Source organism: Paraconexibacter sp. (assembly GCF_059438195.1).
Genome location: NZ_JBLKKY010000039.1, coordinates 24,714 through 45,436, shown reverse-complemented (window position 1 = coordinate 45,436; position 20,723 = coordinate 24,714). Strand labels below are relative to the sequence as shown.

The following is a 20,723-nucleotide window of genomic DNA, read 5'->3' as shown; positions in this document are numbered from 1 at the left end:
CGCTCGGCGTCGGTGTAGTCGGCGAAGTCCTTCTCGCGCAGCAGCTCGACGTCGCTGTAGGCCGCCGGGACCGGGACGTCCTCGACGTGGACCTCGTCGGCCGGAGGCGCGTCGGGCACCGCGACGCGCGGGAGCGCGAGCGCCGCCGTGCCGTCGAGGTCGAGGGCCGCGCCGGCCTCCTCGAGCGCCGGCTCGCCGAAGACCTCCGCGAACGCGGCGTCGAACGCGACGATGTCCGCCGGGCGACGGCACATCACCGCCCGCAGCGCCGCCCGCGCCTCGTCGCGCCGCGCGGCGTCGACGGCGGCGAGGGCGCGGACGCCCGTGACGACCTCGCCGCTCCCGACCGCGACGCCGCGCTCGCGGAGCGCACCGGCGAGAGCGACGACGCGTGCCGCGGTCCGGTCCTCAGGCACCTTCGAGCACCCCCAGCGCGCGGACGCGCTCGACGTCCTCGCGGACCTTGAGGACGGCGCCGAGCGCGTCGAGCGGAGCCGCGTCCTCGCCCAGCGCCCCGAGCGCGCGCGCCCACGCGATCGTCTCCCCCACGCCGGGCTGCTTGTAGAGCTCCTCCTCGCGCAGCAGGGCGACCGCGTCGCACACGCGGCGCGCGACGCCCTCGGCGACGCCGGGAGCCTGGACGCGGACGATCGCGAGCTCGCGCTCCGGCGTCGGGTAGTCGATCCAGTGGTAGAGGCAGCGGCGCTTGAGCGCGTCGTGCAGCTCGCGCGTGCGGTTCGACGTGAGGATCACCGTGGGCCGGCGGACCGCGGCGACCGTGCCCAGCTCGGGGATCGTCACCTGGAAGTCCGAGAGCAGCTCGAGGAGGAACGCCTCGAAGGCGTCGTCGGCGCGGTCGACCTCGTCGATGAGGAGGACGACCTCGCCCTCGGCGCGCAGCGCGTGCAGGAGGGGGCGCTCGATGAGGAAGCGATCGCTCCAGATGTCGACGTCGCCGGCCGCCCCGGTCTCGGCGGCGCGCAGGGCGAGGAGCTGCCGCGCGTGGTCCCAGTCGTAGAGGGCGTGATGGACGTCGATCCCCTCGTGGCACTGCAGACGCACGAGCTCCGCGCCGGTGGCGGACGCGAGGGCGCGGGCGACCTCGGTCTTCCCGACCCCCGCCTCGCCTTCGAGGAGGAGGGGAAGACCGAGGGCCCGCGCGAGATGGACGGCCGTCGCGAGGTCGCGGTCCGCGAGGTAGCCCTCGCCCGCGAGCGCGGCGGCGACCCCGTCGACGGTCGTGGTCAGCGCGCCGCCTCCTCGAGCGCCTGCCGGGTGAGGACCCGGGCGAGGTGCCGCTTGTAGTCGCTCGAGGCGTTGCGGTCGGCCGGCGGGTCGGTGCCGTCCGCGGCCTGCTCGGCGGCGGTCGCGATCGCGTCCGCGTCGAGCGGCTTCCCGCGGAGCGCGTCCTCGGTCGCCGTCGCCCGCAGCGGCGTCGAGCCCATGTTCGTGAGCGCGACGCGGACGTCCTCGCAGGAGCCGTCCGCGCCCTTCTTCACGAGCGCGCAGACGCCGACCATCGCCCAGTCCTCGGCGCGCCGCGTGAACTTGCGGTACCCGTGGCCGAAGCCGTCGAGCGCCGGGACGCGCACCTCGGTGACGACCTCGAGCGGGTCGAGCGAGGTCGTGAGGTAGTCCTGGAAGAGGTCCGCCGCCGCGATCTCGCGCGGGCCGTCCGGCCCGGTCGCCGTCACGGTCCCGTCCGCGCAGAGAAGCGCGGTCGGGAGGTCGGAGGCCGGGTCGCCGTGGGCGAGCGAGCCGCCGATCGTCCCCCGGTTGCGGACCTGCTGGTCGGCGATGAGCGACGCCACCTCCTGGAAGAGCCCGATCGAGTCGTCGTCCTGGAGGACCGCGTGCCGGGTCATCGCGCCGATGCGGATGCTCCCGTTCTCCCGCTGCACCCCGACGAGCCCGGGGACCTTGCGGAGGTCGACGAGGAGCGTCGGCGCCGCGAGCCGGAGCTTCATGAGCGGGATGAGGGAGTGGCCGCCGGCGAGGAGCTTCGCGTCCTCGCCGCCGTCGCGCAGCGCGCCGATCGCCTCGTCGAGGCTCTCGGGCACCGCGTAGTCGAAGCCGGCGGGGATCATGCCGCCCCTCCCTTCGCGTCGTTCATGGCTCGCCACACGGCCTCCGGGCCGAGCGGCATGTTGAGGAACGTGACGCCCTTCGGCTTGAGCGCGTCGACGACCGCGTTGAGGACCGCGGGGGTCGCGGCGATCGTGCCCGCCTCGCCGATGCCCTTCACGCCGAGCGAGTTCACCGGCGACGGGGTCTCGGTGCGGTCGGTCTCGAACGACGGCAGCTCGGCCGCCGTCGGCAGGGCGTAGTCGACGAACGTGCCGGTGACGAGCTGGCCGTCCTCGTCGTAGCCGACCTCCTCGTAGAGGACCTGGCCGATCGCCTGCGCGATCCCGCCGTGCACCTGACCGTCGATGAGGAGCGGGTTGATCGCCGGGCCGCAGTCGTCGACCGCGACGTAGCGCACGACCTTCACCTTCCCCGTCGCCTCCTCGACGTCGACGACGCACGCGTGCGCGCCGAACGGGAAGACGAAGTTCGCGGGGTCGTAGAACGAGGACTCCTCGAGCGCGGGCTCCATGCCCTCGGGCAGGAGCTCCGGGCGGACGTGCGCCATCCCCGCGACCTCGGCGAGGGCCATGCCCTTGTCGGGCGAGCCCTGGACGATGAACCTGCCGTCCTCGACGACGATGTCCTCGGGCGCCGCCTCGAGGGCGTGCGCGACGATCTCCCGGATCTTCTTCGCGACCTTGTCCGTCGCGCGGGCGACGGACTCCGTGCCCACCGCCGTCGAGCGGGAGCCGTAGGTCCCGAGGCCCATCGCACCGGTCCCCGTGTCGCCGTGGAGGATCTCGACCTGCTGCGGGTCGACGCCGAGCTTGTCGGCGACGACCTGGGCCATCGTCGTCTCGTGGCCCTGGCCGTGCGGGGACGTGCCGGTGTAGACCGTGACGGCGCCCGTCACGGTGACACGCACGATCGCGGACTCCCAGAGGCCCGTCTGGAGGCCGAATCCCGCCGGGCCGGTGATCCGCGACGGGGCGAGGCCGCAGATCTCCGTGTAGGTCGAGAAGCCGATCCCGCGGAGGTGGCCGGTCTTCGCCGCCTCCTCCCGCTCGCGCTCGAACGCCGCGAGGTCGAGGTGGCCCATGAGCTTGTCGAGCGCCCCTGCGTAGTCGCCGGAGTCGTAGACGATCCCCAGCGACGTCTCGAACGGGAACTTCTCCTTCGGGATGAAGTTCTTGCGCCGCAGCTCGAGGCGATCCATGCCGAGCTCGTCGGCGACCTGGTCCATCATCACCTCGATCATGTGCGTCGCCTCGGGCCGCCCGGCGCCGCGGATCGCGTCCGTCGGGCAGGTGTTCGTGAAGACGCCGGTGATGTCCGTCTGGACCGCGGGGACGTCGTAGACGCCGCTCATGACGAAGGCGCCGAGGGCCGCGATCGTCGGCGTGAGCAGCATGTGGTAGGCGCCCATGTCGGCGACGATCTGCGAGTGGATCGCGGTGAGCTTGCCGTCGCTCGTCGCCCCGACCTTGATCGTCGCCACCTGGTCGCGGCCGTGGTGGCAGGCGGCCATGTGCTCGGATCGCGTCTCGATCCACTTCACGGGCTGCCCGAGCCGGCGGGACGCCCAGGCGCAGAGGACCTCCTCGCCGGTCATCTGCAGCTTCGCGCCGAAGCCGCCGCCGACCTCGGGGGCGATGACGCGGATGCGCTCCTCGCTCATGCCGAGCATGAGGCCGAGGAAGAGCCGCACGAAGTGCGGGACCTGGGTCGAGGAGTGGACGGTGAGATGACCGGCGCGGTGGTCGGCGAAGACGCCGCGCGGCTCGATCGGCGCGCCGCTGATGCGATGGTTGACGATGCGCCGCTCGACGACGACGTCGGCGGCCGCGAAGCCCGCGTCCAGGTCGCCGCCGCCGAGGGACCAGTCGTGGCTCTTGTTGGTGCCGAACTGCTCGTGCACGAGCGGCGCGCCCTCCGCGAGCGCCGCCTCGCAGCCGACGATGGCCGGGAGCGGGTCGTACTCGACGAACACGTCCTCCGCCGCGTCCACGGCCGAGTAGCGGTCGCGGCTGAGGACGATCGCCACCGGGTCGCCGACGTGCTTGACGACCTCCTTCGCGAGCGGCCAGTGCTCGGGCATGTTGACCTCGATGCCCTCGGGCGCCCACGCGCACGGGAGCCCCGACTGGAGGTCCGTCATGTCGGCGGCCGTGAAGACGCCGACGACGTCGTCGCGCTCGGCGGCGGCCGAGGTGTCGATCGAGACGATCTTGGCGTGGGCCTCCGGCGACCGGACGATCGCCGCGTGGAGCGTGCCCACCGCACCGAGGTCGTCGACGTAGGTGGCCCGCCCGGTGATGAGCCGCGGGTCCTCCTTGCGCTTGAGCGCCTGCCCGACGTGGCGCCCGGGCTTCTCCACCGTGCTCACGCCGTCACCCCCTTCTGCGCGCCCGCGGCCTGCTGCACCGCGCGCACGATGTTGTGGTAGCCGGTGCATCGGCAGAGGTTGCCCTCGAGCCCCTCGCGGATCTCCTCCTCGGAGGGGTCCGGGTTGCGGTCGAGGAGATCGGCCGCGGCCATGATCATCCCCGGCGTGCAGTACCCGCACTGGAGGCCGTGGCACTCCCAGAAGGCCTCCTGCAGCGGATGGAGGTTCCCCTCCTGCCCGAGGCCCTCGACGGTCGTCACCTCGCCGCCGTCCGCCTGGACCGCGAGCACCGTGCAGCTCTTGCACGACGCGCCGTCGAGGTGGATGGTGCAGGCTCCGCAGTTCCCGGTGTCGCAGCCGACGTGCGTGCCGGTCAGGCCGAGCTCGTCGCGCAGCATGTGGACGAGCAGGGTCCGTGGCTCCACGTCGACGGTGCGGCGCTGGCCGTTGACCGTGACGTCCACGGGGACGGTCGTCTCTCCCACGTCTCTCTCCTCGATTTGCGGATCGCTCGTGCGAACGTAATCTGCGAGGGAGCGCGCAATCAAGCCGTCCAGGCGTCCAGGCGCGCGGGATCGCGCTCTCGCAACCTCGGTGCAACCTTGGAGTAACCCCGCAACCTCTCCGGCTCTGCGGGGTTGACGCTCTGGGAGACCCGAAGGATCCGTGCAGGGGCGGCACTCAACCGATGCGCCGTTGCTGCCGAAGACCTTCATAGGGGACCCCTCGCTCCACGAGAGCCCGTAAATACACGACCACGGAGGCTTCACCCAGCCGTGCGCCGACTTCTGCCCCTCACCGTCCTGTTCGCCCTTCTCGGCGGACTCGCCCTCGCCTCGCCGGCGACGGCCGCCAAGAAACGCGTCAACGTCGGGATCGCCAACCAGAACGTCGACATGTTCCAGTCGCCGCTGTGGCAGGCGCTCGACATGAAGCGCACGCGCCACATCGTCCGCTGGAACGCGGCCGAGAGCGAGGAAGAGCTCGAGCGCATCGACTTCTTCATCCAGAACGCGCGTGCGAGGAAGATCGATGTCCTCTTCCACATCTCGACGAACAGCTTCAACCGCGATGACGCCAAGCTTCCCTCCCGCAAGGAGTACCGCCGCGCGGTGAAGAAGCTCGTCGACCGCTACTACCCGAAGGGCGTCCGCGAGTGGGGCGTCTGGAACGAGGCCAACGACCGCACGCAGCCGACGCAGAACAACCCGCGTCGCGCCGCCGAGTACTTCATCGAGATGTGGCGGCTCCTCGACGACAAGGACCGCTGTGGCCGTCCTCTCACCGAGAAGTGCCGGATCGTCGCCCTCGACCTCCTCGACGGCAAGGACAAGCGCCTCCGCGGTCGCACGCGCAGCTACATCCGCCGCTTCTACGACCGCCTCGGCCCGACGTACACGAAGCGCGCGCGCTTCGTCGGCCTCCACAACTACTCCGACACGAACCGCCGCACCCGCGGTGGCACGTCGAACGTCGTGAAGGAGGTCCGCCGCCAGACCAAGAACCCGCGGATCTGGCTCACGGAGACCGGCGGCATCGTGAAGCTCGGGACCTCGGGCGACTTCAAGTGCGACCCGAACGATCCCGACGACGTCCGCGACTCCGAGAACGACGCGAACCGCGCCGTGAAGTGGATGTTCAAGCTCGCGAAGGAGTACCGGAACTCCGTCGACCGGGTCTACGTCTACAAGTGGACCGGGACGAGCTGCATCGACGAGGTCCGCTTCGACTCGGGCCTCACCCGCCTCGACGGCACTCCGCGACCGAGCTACGGCACCGTCGCCGACCAGCTCAAGCGGTCGAAGATCGTCAAGCCGTAGGCGCCATCGGCTCCGCGGGCGCCCCGGCGTCCGCGGAGCCGACCGCCTTCGGGGGGAGCGTCCCGGCCGGATCGCGGCGGCGCTCCTCCTCGATCCAGTCGTCGAGCGCCTGCCAGCGCTCGTAGAGCCAGCGCACGAGGTCCTCGCGGTCAGCGGGGACCTCGCTGCTGTCGTGGCGCCAGATCTTGATGCGGATGGTGCGCCCGACGAGGCCACCCGTCCAGATGTCGCGGACCGTCTCGAAGCCGTCGAAGCCGACGTGCCCGACGACGAGGACGTCGGCGCCGCGCGCCTCCTCCAGGAGCCCGATCGGCCCGCCGAGACGCGGCGGCAGGACGTGGCGCAGACGCGCCGCGAGCGGCCCGACGAGCGGGTCGGCGGCGAGCTTCTCCTGGGCGCGGGCGAGCTTCGGGGCCGTGTAGCGCGTGCCCTCCGGGAAGACGAGGACGCCCTCGCGCTCGCCTGCGAGGCCCTCGGCGAGGGCCCGGACGCTCGCGACCTGAGCCGGCGCGTCGTCGGAGGCGCGCCGGACGAAGCAGGTCGGCACCCAGCGGCCGCCGATGTCGAGCGTCGGCAGCGCCTCGAGCTCGCGCTTGAGGACGTAGCGGAGGTGGAGGTCGTGCGGACGGCTGACGTACGCGGCGGGAAGGGCGTTGTCGATGATGCTCGCGTGGCGGACGAGCGCCACGAACGGGCCCGGCGTCACGTGCTCATCGCCCTCGATGTCGATCGTGAGGCCGAAGATCCGCGTCACGCCGTCCATGTGGCCACCGGCCCACATCGACTGCAGGCGCCACACCATCGCGCGGCGGCGCGGCGAGTCCTTCGAGAACGGGCCGCCGGTGAGGAGCCACACGCCGAGGAGGGCGACGAGGCCGCGCATCTCGCCGAAGAGGAACCACCACGCCATGGCGACGAGCCGGACGCCGACCCAGGGCGCGCCCGTGCGGGCCGCCCGCACCGCGTCGACGACGACGGCGACGACCAGGAGGAGCGGGAGGGTCGCCGTCACGACGAGGAAGAGGAGCGCCTCGACGGCGATCGTCCGCGCGTTGCGCAGCGCGCGGCGCAGATGGGGGTGCTCGGAGCCCTGGAGGTGCATCAGGCCGCCGAGGGGAGCACGGGGCTCGTGAGCCCCGTCGAGAGTCCCCGCGGCTCGGCGAGCAGCTCGAGGAGCAGCGCGGTGTCGGCGATCGCCACCCCGGTGAGGTGCTCGTCGCGGCCCTCGAAGTCGGAGACGATGGCGCCCACCGTCTCGCGGTATGCGTCGGGGTCGGCGTCGGCGATGGCGCGCAGGGCGCGGCCGGCGCGCTGCATCGGCTCGGAGCCCGCGGTCATCCGATCGGCCGCCGTCGCGGCGGCAGCGTCGTCCCCGGCCACGAGAGCCGCGACCGCCTCGGCGTAGGCGGCGGCCGGCGAGCCGGCGGCCTCGGGATCGGCGGCGAGCGCCTCGCGGGTCGCGTGCGCGGCCTCCGTCGCGACCGGCGAGGAGGCCCCGGCGACGAGGACCGCCGCCTTCATGAGGCCGACGAGGCGGCCGTAGCTCTTCGGCGGGGCGAGCTGCCAGGACATGCCGTACGCCTCGACGGCACGCCGGTAGGCGGCGGTCGCGACGGCCCGCTCGCCCGCGAGCAGCGCCGCGTGCCCCGCCCGCTCCTCGGCGACGGCGGCGGCCATGAGATCCCGATGAAGCCCCTCCTCCATGAGCGCAGATTACGCCTTCCCGCCGGGCCGAACCGGATTCCTGCGGCGCCATGGCGCCGCAGGAATCCGGTTCGGCGTTCCCGGGGCTAGAGGACCCCCGCGCGGCGGAGGTAGGAGCGGGTGCGCGCCCGGGACGTCGTCACCGTGCTGGACGCGACGGCGACCCAGCGGACGCGGCCCTCGCGGACGCCGTAGAGGTAGGTGCGGCCGCCCTTCACGCCACGGGCGCGGATACCGGAGCCGAACGGGCGCGTCGTCTTCGCGAGCCGGGCCGCGCGGTCCCCGCGGTGGACGCCCGCGGCCGCGTGGTCGGCGCCCGTCGTCGCGATGAGGCCGACGCGGCCCTTCGAGGTGAAGACCGCGCTCAGCTGCGCCCGCCGGTTCTTCGCGCCCGCGACGCCGTACGTCCACGTGCGCTTCTTCCTCGAGCGCGGCTGTCCCGCTCGCTGGAGGAGCGCCTTCGGTGCGTCCCCGAGCCGGACGGCGCCGACGCCCCGCCGGCTCACCGTGGAGCGCTTCGGACGCGTGCCGTCGGCCTTCACGCCGCTCGCCCGCTCCCACATCTGCAGGTAGGCCTCGGCGCCACGGGCCATGTCCTCGACGATCTCGTCGCCGGCCTGCTTGCGGAGGTCCTCGATCCAGTCGGGGTACAGCCCGTAGTGGGCGACGCCGTCCACGTTGATGTCGTAGACCCGCCGGCCGCTCGTCTGCTTGCGGATCGTCTGCTTGCCGTCGAAGCTCTTGAACGGATAGACGACCGGGCTCTCCGCGGCGTCCTCTCGCGGCGGGCCCTGCGCGCCGAAGCCGTTCGTGTCCGCGCCGTAGCCGAAGCCGAAGAAGAAGTCGTCGTCGGCCTTGGCCTTCGTCTCCCGCCACGCCTTCACGAAGGTCGTCGAGGAGCCGGCGTACGGGGTCACGAAGCCGCCGAGGCGGTAGATGCGCGGGATGCTCCCCGGGTCGCTCCAGCTGTGGCTCGAGATGACGCCGGGATAGTCGTTCGCCTCGATGACGCTGAGCGCCTGGTCGCGCGCGACGACGCTCATGTGGTCGGGGTCGAAGATCATGTCCTTCTCGATCATGCGGCGCACGAGGTAGGCGCCGAGCGACGTGAGCCCGCGGGAGTTGCAGTGCGGGCCCTCGCCGTAGATCGGGAGCTGGCCGGGCGGCACGAGCGCGCCGAAGACGCTCCCGGCGAGCTGGTCCCGTGAGAAGCCCGGGATGGCGTACTGCTCGCGGTCGTGGTCGTGCGTGTGCCCGTCGTCGCAGCGCTGGAAGTCCCAGAAGTTCCCGGTCTCGATCTTGTTCGCGCTGTTGACGACGACGCCGGTCTCACCCGCGTCGCCGGCGACGCCGGAGAGCGCGTTGTCGAACTTGTTGACGAGCTCCATCTGGCGCACGCCCGCGTCGTGGACCTCCTCGAGCTGGCGGTCGATCTGCGCCCGGTCGCACTCGGGCTTGCCGTTCGTGACGCCGCAGTCGAAGAGCTTCGACACCTCGATGCCGAGGACGACGGCGAGCTTGCCGTCGTTGATGACCTCGCGTGCCTCGAACGGCGTCGTGACGATCCGCAGGAACCCCTTGCCAGGGCCGCCGTACTGGGCGTCGATGTAGCTCTCGAGCTCGCGGATGCGCTTCAGCTGCAGCCGCACCGACTGCATCTCGTTGCACGAGTTGCGCTTGAACGGATAGACGTCGCAGAGGACCGCGTTGTCGACGAGCAGGTTGACGTAGAGGCGCAGCCCGCCGCGCCAGGCGCGCTCCATCCACTTCCAGTAGGTCCCCTCGTGCGCGAGCGCGTCGTACGCCGGCCACGCCTTGAACGTCGGCCAGCCGACCTGGTCGACCGAGGGCTGCGCGCCGAGGACCGTGCCCGCGACGTTCGTGCCCGTCCCCTCGGCGACGTTCGCGTTGCAGTCGGGAAGGGCCTGCGTGACCCCGTAGGGGTGCCACGGCCGCCCGCAGTGGAGCTTGCCGCCGAGGAACTCGAAGGCCATGTGGTGGAGGTGGCCGTCGACGAAGCCGCGGACCTCCTCGAAGGGCGTGGCGCCCTTCGAGGGGGCGCCGTCGATGCCCGGGTCGATCTCCGGGAACGTCGCGCAGCCCTCGGCGGGCGCGAACGAGAAGCGCGCCGCCTCACCGCCCGGCTCACCGTCGACGAGCGTGAGGGCGCCGCTGGCGTCGGCGACGAGCGTGCGGCCGAGCGCGGGGAGCGAGAGCCGGAAGGCCCCGCCCTCGAGCGCCTCGACCCGCCAGTCCGAGGTCGGGCTGCCCGAGGTCTCGGTGCGGAGGGCACCCGACGCGGTGCCCGCGGCGAAGTCGCCGTCGCGTCCGTAGAGGAGGTAGCGGCCGAGCGCGGTGGCCTGCATCCGCAGCGGCTCCGCGGAGGCGACGTCGCGCCCGCTCGCCCGCCAGGAGCCGTCGGCCTGCTGGACGACGGCAGCGCCTGCGGCCGCGCTCTGCAACGCGACGCAGCGGTGGACGAGGTCGTAGGCCGGCTGCTGATCGGCGGCGGCCGGCGACGCCGTCGTCCCAGCCGCCATGGCGGCCAGCGCGGCGCCGATCGCGGTGACCCGGCGCGCCCGGTCGCCCCTCCCCCCTGCGAGTCCCATGCGGGGATCTCAGCACAGATCGCGCCTTCGTGCGAACGTCGGCGTTCAGTCGACGTCGCGAGCTCCGTCAGGGAGCGGGAGCTGCAGGCTCGAACGTCGGGACGTCGGCGTCGGCGGCAGGGGCCGGAGCATCGGCCTCGACCTCCGCCTCCGTCTCCGTCACGGCCGGCGCCGACTCCTCGACCCGCGGCGCGTCGGCGCCGCCCGAGCCCGACGAGCCCGTGGGGCGCGACCCCGATGAGCCCGAGTCCGAGTCGCCCGACGCACCGCCGCCGGACGGCGGGGCCGACGGCGCCGGGGACGCAGGCGGCGGAGAGCCGTCGTCCGGCGCTGCGTCGGGGTCCTCGTCCTCCTGACGGCTCTCGACGGCGATCCGGCGCTCGCGCTCGCGGCTGCGCTCGAGCGCCTCGCGGGCGGCCTCGGCTGCCCGCTCCTGCTGCGCCTCGCTCGCGGGGACGGGCAGCGCGGGCGGCTCGGGCGCGGGGATGCCGGTCGTGCCGCGCGCCGGGGCCGCCTCGCGGCCGCCGAAGACGCCGGCGAAGGCCATCGCGCCCGTCGCGCCGAGCGCGACGATCGCGGCCGGGACGACGACACGCGGGACGAGGGTGCTGCGTGCCGGCGGGGCGGCCGGCCCCGCCGTCTCGGGTTGCGCGGGCGCGGTCTCGGGCTCCGCCCGCTCGGGCTCCTCAATGCGGAGGACCGGGTGGACGGCGGTGACGACCTCCTCGGGCGCGGCCGCCTCGTCGTCCTCGTCCTCGTCGTCCTCGGGCCACTCCTCGCCCTCGGCATCGGGCCAGTCGTCGTCCTCGTCCTCGAGCGCCCAGTCCTCGTCGTCCTCCTCGACGAGCGGAGGGATCGGCGCGGCCGCACGCTCGGCGAGCGACTCGTCTTCGGCGGGCGGCTCGGGCTCGGGCTCCTCGACGAGCGACTGGGGCTCAAGCTCCTCGACGAGCGGCTCCGGCTCGACCTCCTCGACGAGCGACTGCGGCTCCGGCTCAAGCTCCTCGACGAGCGACTGCGGCTCCGGCTCGGGCTCCTCGACGAGCGGCTCCGGCTCGCGCTCGACGGGGGGCGCCTCGACCGGCGGCAGGACGCCCGCGGCGGGCGCCGGCGGCGGCGCGGGCCGGTGGTCCGGCTGCGGCTCCTGCGCGTCGGCCCCGTCCTCGTCGAGCCACGTGACCGGCGCCGCCGCGCGCAGGGCCGCCATGACGCGGTTCTCGACCTCCGCCGGGAGCTCGGCGCGATGGGGCTGCCGGTAGACGCGCTCCGCCTCCTGGAAGGCGGCGTCGAGACGGCGGCAGGCGGGGCAGTGGATGAGGTGGGAGCCGAGCCGCGGCACGTCGTGCGGGCTGATGACGCCGTCGAGGCGGTCGACGATGAGCATCGGGATGGCCGCGCAGTCGGCCTCGTCCCCCGCCGGCGGGACGAGCGCTCCGGCGGCGTGCCGGGTGCAGCCGAGCAGGAGGGTCTCCGGATTGAGGGCCCGCGGATCGTCGGCGGCGACGACGGCGCCGCGGAACCGCGCGAACGCCTCGGCGGTCGCCTCCATCGCCCGGTCGGGCGTCGTCACCGCGAGGCCGTAGTCGAGGACCGACCCCGCGCGGCGCCGGCAGAGGCCGAGCAGCGAGGCGGGTTCGCCGTCCCGGATCCCCTCGGGAGTGACGAGCGTGGTCGCGGAACCGGACATGGACCCGCCAAGCGTAGTGGCCGCGGATGCGGATGCGCCCGGTCCACCGTGCGCGACGCTCGCGAGAGGTCGGCGTGACGGCGCGAAGGAGCGCTCCTGCGGCGCTACCGTCGGGGGATGGCCCCTTCCTCCCGACCGCCCTCCGCGCATGTCTCGCGGCGCGAGGTCCTCGCGGGCGCGGGCGCCGTGAGCCTCTCCGCGTTCCTCGCCGCCTGCGGCGACGACGACCCGCCCTCCGCCCCGGACGCAGGCGCGCGCGGGACCGCGACGGCGGGCGGCGCGCCGCCCGCGCCCGTCGACGGGCGTGCCGCGTCCCTCCTCGAGAACGGCCCAGCGTGCGCGCTTGCGCCGGAGCAGGCCGAGGGGCCGTTCCACTTCGACGCCGACGCCGTCCGCAGCGACGTCCGCGAGGACCGCGAGGGCGTCGAGCTGCGGCTCGCGATCCGCGTCCGCGATGCCGCCGGCTGCACGGCGCTGCGCGACGCCGTCGTCGAGATCTGGCACTGCGACGCCAGCGGCGTGTACTCCGGGTTCGGCGCGGGAGACGGCGAGCGGTTCCTCCGCGGCGCGCAGGTGAGCGGCGGCGACGGCATCGTCTCGTTCACGACGATCGTGCCGGGCTGGTATCCCGGTCGGGCGCCGCACGTCCACGCGAAGGTCCACCTCGCGCGCGCATCGCTCCTCACGACCCAGCTCTACTTCGACGACGCGTCGCTCGACGCGGTCTACGCGCGACCGCCCTACGCCGCCCGCGGCCGCCCCGACGTCGGGAACGCGCGGGACGGGCTCTTCAGCGACGAGACCGTGCTGCGGCTCGCGCGGGACGGGGATGTCGTGCTCGGGGCGATCACGCTCGACGTTGCGCGGGCATAGGCCGCGGGCCGACGGGTAGCTTCGTCACATGGACGTCGTCGTCGCCGGTGCCCACGGTCAGATCGCCCGCCGCCTCACGCGCCTCCTCACCGCACGCGGGGACACGGTCCGCGGTCTCGTCCGCAACCCCGACCACGTCGCCGCCGTCGAGCGCGACGGCGCGGAGGGGCTCGTCTGCGACCTCGAGCGCGCCGCGCCGGAGGAGGTCGCCGCGGTCGTCGACGGCGCCGAGGCCGTCGTCTTCGCGGCCGGCGCCGGGGCCGGCAGCGGCCCCGAGCGCAAGGCGACCGTGGACCGCGACGGCGCGCTCCTCCTCCTGGATGCGGCGCGGGCCGCGCACGTCCCCCGCTACGTCATGGTGAGCGCGGTCGGCGCCGACGCACCGCCGGACGGGGACGACGTCTTCAGCGTCTACCTGCGCGCGAAGGCCGAAGCCGATCGGGTCCTCGCCGAGAGCGACCGGCGCTGGACGATCCTCCGCCCGGGCCGCCTCACCGACGAGCCGGGCACGGGCCGCGTGCGTCTCGACGCGACGCCGCACCGCGGTGAGGTGCCCCGCGACGACGTCGCCGCGGTCCTCGCCGGGATTCTCGCGCGCGACGACCTCGCCGGCGTCACCGCGTACGTCAACGGGGGCGACACGCCGGTCCCCGAGGCCGTCGCGGCCCTCGCCCCCGGCGGGTGAGTGTGGATCCACCTGGCTCTGGGCCGGGTGGATCCACACCCACGCCGTGCGGTGGCGCGCCGGCGCTCGGCGCGTGCAACGAGCGTTGCGACGGCGCAACGAAACGCCGCCCGTGCTGTTGTCACTGAGCGTGCCGTTCTTCCGCCGCGCCCGTCCCCTCGCCGCCCTCGCCGCTCTCTCGGCCGCCGGGCTCACCGTCCCCGCCACCGCCACCGCCGGCGCCTGCCCCGGCGCCGACCCGGCCTGCCCGTACGTCGCCGCGTCGCAGACCGGCGAGCGGTCCAACGGCGTCCTGCGCTTCCCGCAGACCGTCTCGGTCTCTCCCGACGGGACGGTCTACGTCGGCGATCAGCACTCCGGCGTCGTCCAGGCGTTCGCACCCGACGGGACGTTCCTCCGCGACATCGGCCGCCCGGGCAAGCGCCCCGGGGAGCTGACGTCGGTCGGCGCGGTCGCCGCCGCCCCCGACGGCACCGTCTACGTCGCCGACGGGTCGAACCGCATCGACCACTTCGGCGCGGCCGGTCGCCTCCTCGACTCCTGGGGACGCTCCGGGACGACCGTCGGCCGCTTCCGCTTCGGCGCCGGCGGCGGCAACGACGCGGGTGCCGGCGGGGCGCTCGCGGTGTCCGACTCGCACGTCTACGTCGCCGACAGCGGCAACGACCGCGTGCAGCGCTTCGCCCGGGACGGCTCGAAGGGCATGGAGCTCATCCAGCCCGGCACGCTCGCCTATCCGAAGGGCATTGCGGTCCGCAAGACGCGGCTCGTCGTCGCCGACAACCAGAACCACCGCGTCCGCGCCTACGACACCGGCGGCCGCCCGCTCGCGACGGTCGGCCGGGGAGAGGGCGACGGCCCGGGCGAGCTCGAGCACCCCTACGGCGTCGCGCTCGACGGCCCGGGGCGGCTCTTCGTCGCCGACAACCTCAACCACCGCGTCCAGCGCTTCGGCACGCAGCCCGAGTACGAGTACGTCTCGCGCTGGGGCGGCTTCGGGAGCGCCCCCGGGCGCATGGCCTACGTCCGCGGCATCGCCGTCGGCCCCGCCGGGAACGTCTACGTCGCCAACACCGGCAACGACCGCATCGACGTCTTCGACCGCGGCGGCGCGCTGCTGCGCTCGTTCGGCCGGTCCGGGCGGTCGCAGGGCCAGTTCAACACGCCGTCCGGCGTCGCCGCCGACGCCCAGGGCTTCCGCGCCGTCACCGACTCGATCAACGGCCGCATCGAGCTCCTCGCGCCATCGGGCGCGGTCATCACGAGCTGGGGCTCCCCCAACCCGGGGCCGACGATCCTCCCCCGCCCGGTCGCCGTCGCCTTCGACGCGGCCGGCGACGCGTACGTGCTCGACGAGCGCCGCGGACGGATCGTCGTGTTCGACCGCGAGAGCGGGACGCCGGAGCGCACGATCGCCTCGAGGGGAGCGGGTCCCGGGAAGCTGAGCGAGCCGAGCGACCTCGCGATCGACGGCCGCGGCGTCATCACGGTCGCCGACACCGGCAACCGGCGGATCGTGCGGTTCACGACGCGCGGGGACCACCTCGGCTCGACGGGCACCGGGAAGGCGACGGGCGTCGCCGTGAGCTTCGACGGCGCGCGCACCTACGTGAGCGACACCGACGACCGCATCACCGTCTACGACGCCGCGGGCGGCGAGATCGGCCTGTTCGGCGGCACGGGCCAGAAGCGCGGGAAGCTCAACCTCCCCGCGCAGATGACCGTCGACGTCAACGGGAACCTCTGGGTCGCCGACCGCGGGAACAACCGCGTCCAGCTCTTCGGGCCGCAGGGCGAGCGCCTCCTCGCCTTCGGCGAGCGCGGGACCGGACCCGGCCAGTTCATCAACCCGACCGGCGTCAGCGTCGACTGCCGCGGCCTCCTCACGGTCACCGACTCGCAGAACAACCGCGTCCAGCAGTTCGCGATCGCGCCGCAGATCCTCCCGCCGTACCCGTGCGGGACGCTCGCCCCCCTCGGGACGCCGCCCGCGCCGCAGGTCCCGACGCTGCCGCCGGCGCCCGGGCCCGAGATCGACGTCCGCGTGCTGCGGACCTCGAAGCTCCTGTCGACCCGCAACCTGCCGCTGCGCGTGCGCTGCGACACCGTCTGCGAGCTCGACGTCACCGGCACCGTCTCCGAGCGGGGCGACGACGAGGACAAGGTGAGCGTCGATCTGCGGTTCGACGAGACGACGCTGCAGGCGGGCGAGCGCCGGCTCCTGCGGCCCTCGGTCTCGCAGAAGGACGCGCGGCGGCTGCGCCGCGCGCTGAAGGACCGCAAGGGACTCTCGGTCGTCGTCCGCATCGCCGCGACGAACGGCGACGGCGAGACGACCGAGGAGACGATCAGCGAGGACGGCCTGCGCTAGACGGCCCGGGGTCGCGCCTCACGGCCCGCCCCGACCCGCGGTCTGCATCTCGACAGCCAGGTCTGGCTGTCGAGATGCGAGCTCTCGGCGCTACCGCTGCTTCGCGCGGACGCGGGCCGTCCGCTTGCCGACCGTGACGTCGACGCGATAGCCGCCCTTCCGCACGCGCGGTGAGACCGCCACGCGCGTGCCCTTGCGGACGATGCGGCGCACGACCTTCGTGCCGCGCCGCAGGCGGATGACGACGCGGGCGCGCTGGCCACGGGGGCGCTCGACGACGATCCGCGGCCGCTTCCTCCCGCGTGCCTCGCTCACCCGCACGACGGTCGGGCCGAGGTCGGCGATGTGCGTGCGGACGGCCGAGCGGTCGCGCTCGAGCTCCTTCGCGCAGAACGGGACGTCGATCCACTTCTTCTCGCTGAAGCGCTTCGTCTGGTCGCTCGTGCGCGGTGACGTGCGGTTCGGCGAGAGGCCGTAGGTGAGGAACGTGCGCACGTCGGGGCAGCGCGGCGTGAGGTGCACGGCCTGCATGAAGGAGGAGCCGTGCGTCACCTCGGTGTAGCCGCCCTTCGACGGCGTCCACGACGGCGTGATGACGTTGAAGATGCCGCTGCCGCCAGGGCCGCCGTGGATCGGGATCTTCTCGCCGCGCCGGGTGACGGTCTGACCGGCGCGCAGCGTCGCGTCGAGCGGGAGGCCCGCCTCCCCCATGTCCGACACGGCCTGCGCGAGCGCGTTCGCGACGAGCGGGTTCGCGGTGGCGAGCCGGGCGGGGGTGTTCACCGGGTCGGCGGGGTCGAAGGAGTCCGAGAACGGCCCGAGGATGCCGAAGGGCAGCGCGATCGGCAGGACGCCGGTCAGCCGCGTCACGAACCGCTGCCACAGCACGGCGCCGGGCGAGTCGAGGTCGTTGCGGAGGTCCCACCGGCGCAGCACCTCGCACGCCTGCGAGGAGCAGCCCTCCACGAGCTGGTCGCGCCACAGCTCGCCGCTGTAGACGCGGTTCTGGAGGCCCACCGTCATGAGGTTCTCGAGCGTGAAGCCCGGCTCGCCGAGCCCGTCGCTGCCGTCGAGCCGCTGCTGGAGCTGCTTGATCCCGATCCGCGTGCGCAGCGTCCGCGGCGCCCGCTCGTCGCCGATGATGCGGCTGTAGCCCTCGAGCGGCTGGTCGGGGTTCGTGAGCCAGTACGAGTCGTTCATGTTCGACACGTGGTCGTCGCGGCGCAGCGTCGGCAGCTTGCCCGGCCCGAGGATGCCCGGGACGATCGCGTCCGGGTCGCTTCCCGGGAGGCACGCGCCACGTGACCCGTCGAGCACCGGCAGCCGCTGGAGCTGGTCGACGACGACGCCGAGCGCCGTGTTGCATGCCGTGTACTTCTCGCGGTCGACGTGCGGGATGGATCCGACGTCCGCGTAGTAGGCGTTGCCGGCCGTGTCGGCGGCGATCGTGTTGACCCACGGGATCCCGAGGTACTTCTTCAGGATGCCGTCGACCTCGTCGACCGTCTGCGCCTTGTTCATCTCGAAGAAGTGGTTCAGCAGGCGACCGAAGTTGTCGACGTTCGCGTCGTGCATGGCGAACGCGGTCACCGGCGTCCACGGGAACAGCGGAAGGCCGAGCAGCGAGGTGAAGACCGGGCCGTGGTGCGAGGACCAGAGCGTCCGCGTGCGCGTCTTCCCGCCGCCGACGTCCACCCTCACGCGGTCGCCGGTCATCTTGCGCACGACGCCGTCCTCGACGTAGCTCGTCGGATCGCCGGGGACGAGCGTGAGCTGGTAGGGCACGAAGCGCCGCGCCGTGGAGACGGTGTGGCTCCAGGCCATGCCCTTCGTCGTTCCGATGAGGACGATCGGCACGCCGAGGAGCGAGCCGCCGGTGACGTCGATCTTCTCGTCTCTCACCGTGAGGTGCGCCTGATAGAAGCGCTCGGATCCCTGCCACGGGAAGTGCGGGTTGCCGTAGACGAGGCCGTGGCCCGACCGTGACGCCGCCTTGCCGATCGCGTAGGCGTTCGAGCCGAGGCCGCCGAGGCGCCGGTCGATCTCCCCGGGCGAGAGGGACCGCACGCGCGCCTCCGCGTCGACGGGGCCGGTGAGCGGCTGCGCGGCCGCGATCCCGTCGATCGCGACCCCGGTCGACGCGAGGATCGCGAGCGAGTGGAACCGCCGGTAGACGTCCATGAGCGTAATGGGACGGACCCACTCCTCGCCGCGGCACGCCGGATCGTCGATGCCGTCGGCGCCGCCGACCTCGCGCAGCCACGCGTTCCAGCCGGCGACGTATCCCTCGAGCGCCTCCTTGATCTCGGGGCGCGGCCCGATCGGCGGCTCCTGATCGACGAGCCGCTCGACGACGCCGCGGTCGATGATCCGCTGGTAGAAGAAGTCCGAGTTGAGGTTGCTCGCGCTCGAGCCGTTGCCGCGGATCACGTAGCGCCCGCTCTCGCCGAAGTGCTCGGAACGCTTCGCGTTCACCGTGACGTAGCTCTCGGCGACGACGCACGCGGCGTCCTCGGCGAGCGCCTTCGCGTACCCGTAGCCGGCCGACCTCAGGTCCTTCGCGTCGATGTGCGGGATGCCGGCGTCCGTCCTCGTCACCGTGACGTCGTAGCGCTCGGCGGCGCCGGCACCGGCCGCGGCCGAGAGAAGGGCGACGCTCGACGCGACGCTGGTGACGAAGACGGCACGGACCCTGGACATGGCGCGGCACCCTAGTTGAACGCGAGCGTTCGCGCGACGCGGGTCGAGGACTCCGCCCTCGCGACGCGGGCCGGCCGGCCGACGTCGCCGACCCGCGGTGTGCATCTCGACAGCCAGGTCTGGCTGTCGAGATGCACACACGACCCGAGGGCCGACGCGGGCCGGGAGCGACCGGGCCCCCGGCCCGCTGGGGCTCTCAGCCTGCTGCGGCGAGGCGGCGGTCGACCTCCTGGATCACGGTCTTGCGACCGCGGTGGCTGTGCTCGTAGAGGCGGACGGCGGCGAGCGTCGCGGGGTCGGCGACCGCGAGTCGGTCCGCGATGTCGGCCGCCGTCATCTCGTCGTAGCCGTCCCACGGGGCGTCGACCGTGAGGTTCGCGCCCGCGCCCGCGCCTTCGCCGTAGCCCTCGTCGGCGTCCTCGCGGACGAGCTCGGGGCGGACCTCTTCGATGTGCGCCGGCTCGAACTCGGGCTGCGACGGCGGTCCCATGTCGTCCGGCTCCGGCCGGGTGATCGGCGGCGAGACGTCCGGGGCGACGGCCGACGGGACCTCCGGGGCGGGCGTCGCGGCCCCGGCCGAGGGCGCGGTCTCGGCGCGCCGCGGCGCCGACGGCGGGACCGGCCGCTCGAAGGCGGAGACGGGGACGGGCTCCGCCGTCGATCCGTCACCGCCGGGGCGGACGCGATCGACGACGGCCGAGACGAGGTGGACGCCGACGCGCGCGCCCGTGCGGACGGTCTTCTTCGTCAGGCGCGCAGTCGTCGAGAGAGGAGAGGTGAGTCCCATGTCCCCCGTGTACCCGGTGCCCGAGGACTGTCACCGCGCAGGGCGCGCGCAGGACCGGTTGCAGGCGCATCGGCGTCCCGCGATCTCGGCGACGATCCCCGGCGATGCGCCCGCGCCTCGCTCTCGCCGCCGTCGCGGCCGCCCTCGTCCTCCCCGCCCCGTCGCTCTCCGCGCAGGTCGCCGCGCCCGCACCCGACCGGTCGGCCGAGCCGCCGCGTCCGCGCGCCGCGGACGTCTTCCCGACGACCGCGTCCTCGCTCGCGATGCGCGCGACCCCCGATGGGAAGGTCGTGCGGCGCCTGCCGAAGGGCACCGAGGTCCGCATCGTCTGCCAGCGCAACGGCCCGCTCGCGAGCGCTCGCGGAGGTCGCACGCGCGTGTGGGACCGCGTCCTCGTCGACGGCCGGCGCGGATGGGTCTCCGACGGCTACGTCGACACCGGCACCTCGGGCCTCGTCGCGCCGATGTGCGGCGTCGGGACGCCGCCGGCCGACCAGGTCGGCGAGGGGCGCTGCGCCCCCTCTTCGCCCTTCGACCTCCTCCCGCCGTTCGCGCGCGCCGAGGACCTCGTCACCGCGGCGCTGCCCGCGGCGCGGGAGTCGCGGGCGCGCTTCGCCGTGCCCGTGTCGGTGACGCTCGCCCAGGCGATCCTCGAGACCGGCGGCGGGCGGGTCGCCGCGCTCGCGAACAACTACTTCGGCATGAAGGCGCAGGAGGTCGGCCGCCGGACGTGGCGCTGGGAGGACATGGCGGGCGGCTGCGTCTTCAAGAAGACCTGGGAGGTCCGCCGCGGCCGCAGCGCGACGGAGATCGCCGCCTTCCGCGCCTACCGGTCGCTCGGCGATTCGATTCTCGACCACGGTCGCCGCCTCGCGACGAACCCCGTGTACGCGAAGGCCTTCGCGCACGTCGACGACCCGCCCCGCTTCGCCCGGGAGATCGCCCGGCGCTACGCGACGGACCCGCGCTATGCGACGAAGATCCTCGCGCTCATCGAGCGCTACGACCTCGCCGCCTTCGACGACTGACCG

15 protein-coding genes and 1 pseudogene are annotated in these 20,723 nt (G+C 73.7%); 5 read left to right on the top strand and 11 right to left on the bottom strand.

Annotation, left to right across the window (positions count from 1 at the left end; all coding sequences use genetic code 11):
- The 5 genes and pseudogenes from ACME2J_RS13995 to ACME2J_RS13975 all read right to left on the bottom strand — a co-directional run.
- A pseudogene (locus ACME2J_RS13995) lies at positions 1-416 on the bottom strand (hypothetical protein); the annotation flags it as partial.
- Entirely contained in the window at positions 409-1,248 is an 840-nt protein-coding gene (locus tag ACME2J_RS13990) for an AAA family ATPase (protein WP_495545543.1), read from the bottom strand. The gene ACME2J_RS13990 and the pseudogene ACME2J_RS13995, both read right to left, overlap by 8 nt.
- Entirely contained in the window at positions 1,245-2,087 is an 843-nt protein-coding gene (locus ACME2J_RS13985) for an FAD binding domain-containing protein (RefSeq protein ID WP_495545542.1), read from the bottom strand. The genes ACME2J_RS13990 and ACME2J_RS13985 overlap by 4 nt, the downstream gene beginning before the upstream one ends.
- Positions 2,084-4,456, bottom strand: coding sequence for a xanthine dehydrogenase family protein molybdopterin-binding subunit (locus tag ACME2J_RS13980; protein ID WP_495545541.1), 2,373 nt, complete (start codon positions 4,454-4,456; stop codon positions 2,084-2,086). The genes ACME2J_RS13985 and ACME2J_RS13980 overlap by 4 nt, the downstream gene beginning before the upstream one ends.
- Positions 4,453-4,941 (bottom strand): (2Fe-2S)-binding protein, encoded by a 489-nt coding sequence (locus tag ACME2J_RS13975; RefSeq protein ID WP_495545540.1) that lies wholly within the window; start codon positions 4,939-4,941, stop codon positions 4,453-4,455. The genes ACME2J_RS13980 and ACME2J_RS13975 overlap by 4 nt, the downstream gene beginning before the upstream one ends.
- Positions 4,942-5,232: 291 nt before the next feature.
- Here ACME2J_RS13975 and ACME2J_RS13970 point away from each other — a divergent pair, with 291 nt between their 5' ends.
- A complete protein-coding gene (locus tag ACME2J_RS13970; protein WP_495545539.1) occupies positions 5,233-6,276 on the top strand; it encodes a hypothetical protein in 1,044 nt (347 codons plus the stop codon).
- Here ACME2J_RS13970 and ACME2J_RS13965 read toward each other — a convergent pair.
- The 4 genes from ACME2J_RS13965 to ACME2J_RS13950 form a co-directional block, all read right to left on the bottom strand.
- Positions 6,266-7,378 (bottom strand): 1-acyl-sn-glycerol-3-phosphate acyltransferase, encoded by a 1,113-nt coding sequence (locus tag ACME2J_RS13965; RefSeq protein WP_495545538.1) that lies wholly within the window; start codon positions 7,376-7,378, stop codon positions 6,266-6,268. The two genes, ACME2J_RS13970 and ACME2J_RS13965, sit on opposite strands and share 11 nt — an antisense overlap.
- Complete coding sequence (locus tag ACME2J_RS13960; protein ID WP_495545537.1) at positions 7,378-7,980, bottom strand: hypothetical protein; 603 nt, start codon at positions 7,978-7,980, stop codon at positions 7,378-7,380. Before ACME2J_RS13960 ends, ACME2J_RS13965 begins: the two co-directional genes overlap by 1 nt.
- 86 nt (positions 7,981-8,066) lie before the next feature.
- A complete protein-coding gene (locus ACME2J_RS13955; RefSeq protein ID WP_495545536.1) occupies positions 8,067-10,589 on the bottom strand; it encodes an amidohydrolase family protein in 2,523 nt (840 codons plus the stop codon).
- 67 nt (positions 10,590-10,656) lie between these two features.
- Entirely contained in the window at positions 10,657-12,276 is a 1,620-nt protein-coding gene (locus ACME2J_RS13950) for an anti-sigma factor (RefSeq protein WP_495545535.1), read from the bottom strand.
- 117 nt (positions 12,277-12,393) lie between these two features.
- Here ACME2J_RS13950 and ACME2J_RS13945 point away from each other — a divergent pair, with 117 nt between their 5' ends.
- The 3 genes from ACME2J_RS13945 to ACME2J_RS13935 all read left to right on the top strand — a co-directional run bounded on the left by ACME2J_RS13945 (position 12,394) and on the right by ACME2J_RS13935 (position 16,205).
- Positions 12,394-13,149, top strand: a complete 756-nt coding sequence (locus ACME2J_RS13945; RefSeq protein ID WP_495545534.1) for an intradiol ring-cleavage dioxygenase — start codon at positions 12,394-12,396, stop codon at positions 13,147-13,149.
- A gap of 28 nt (positions 13,150-13,177) precedes the next feature.
- Positions 13,178-13,834 (top strand): NAD(P)H-binding protein, encoded by a 657-nt coding sequence (locus ACME2J_RS13940; protein ID WP_495545533.1) that lies wholly within the window; start codon positions 13,178-13,180, stop codon positions 13,832-13,834.
- A gap of 130 nt (positions 13,835-13,964) precedes the next feature.
- A complete protein-coding gene (locus tag ACME2J_RS13935; protein WP_495545532.1) occupies positions 13,965-16,205 on the top strand; it encodes a 6-bladed beta-propeller in 2,241 nt (746 codons plus the stop codon).
- A 90-nt stretch (positions 16,206-16,295) separates the two neighbouring features.
- On the opposite strand, the gene ACME2J_RS13930 is transcribed toward ACME2J_RS13935, so the two are convergent.
- The gene (locus ACME2J_RS13930; RefSeq protein ID WP_495545531.1) at positions 16,296-18,905 is read right to left on the bottom strand and encodes a penicillin acylase family protein; all 2,610 of its coding nucleotides are present in this window, start codon (positions 18,903-18,905) and stop codon (positions 16,296-16,298) included.
- A 196-nt stretch (positions 18,906-19,101) separates the two neighbouring features.
- Positions 19,102-19,692, bottom strand: coding sequence for a hypothetical protein (locus ACME2J_RS13925; protein WP_495545530.1), 591 nt, complete (start codon positions 19,690-19,692; stop codon positions 19,102-19,104).
- Between the two features lie 104 nt (positions 19,693-19,796).
- Here ACME2J_RS13925 and ACME2J_RS13920 point away from each other — a divergent pair, with 104 nt between their 5' ends.
- A complete protein-coding gene (locus ACME2J_RS13920) occupies positions 19,797-20,720 on the top strand; it encodes a glucosaminidase domain-containing protein (protein WP_495545529.1) in 924 nt (307 codons plus the stop codon).
- The last annotated feature ends 3 nt before the right edge of the window (positions 20,721-20,723 follow it).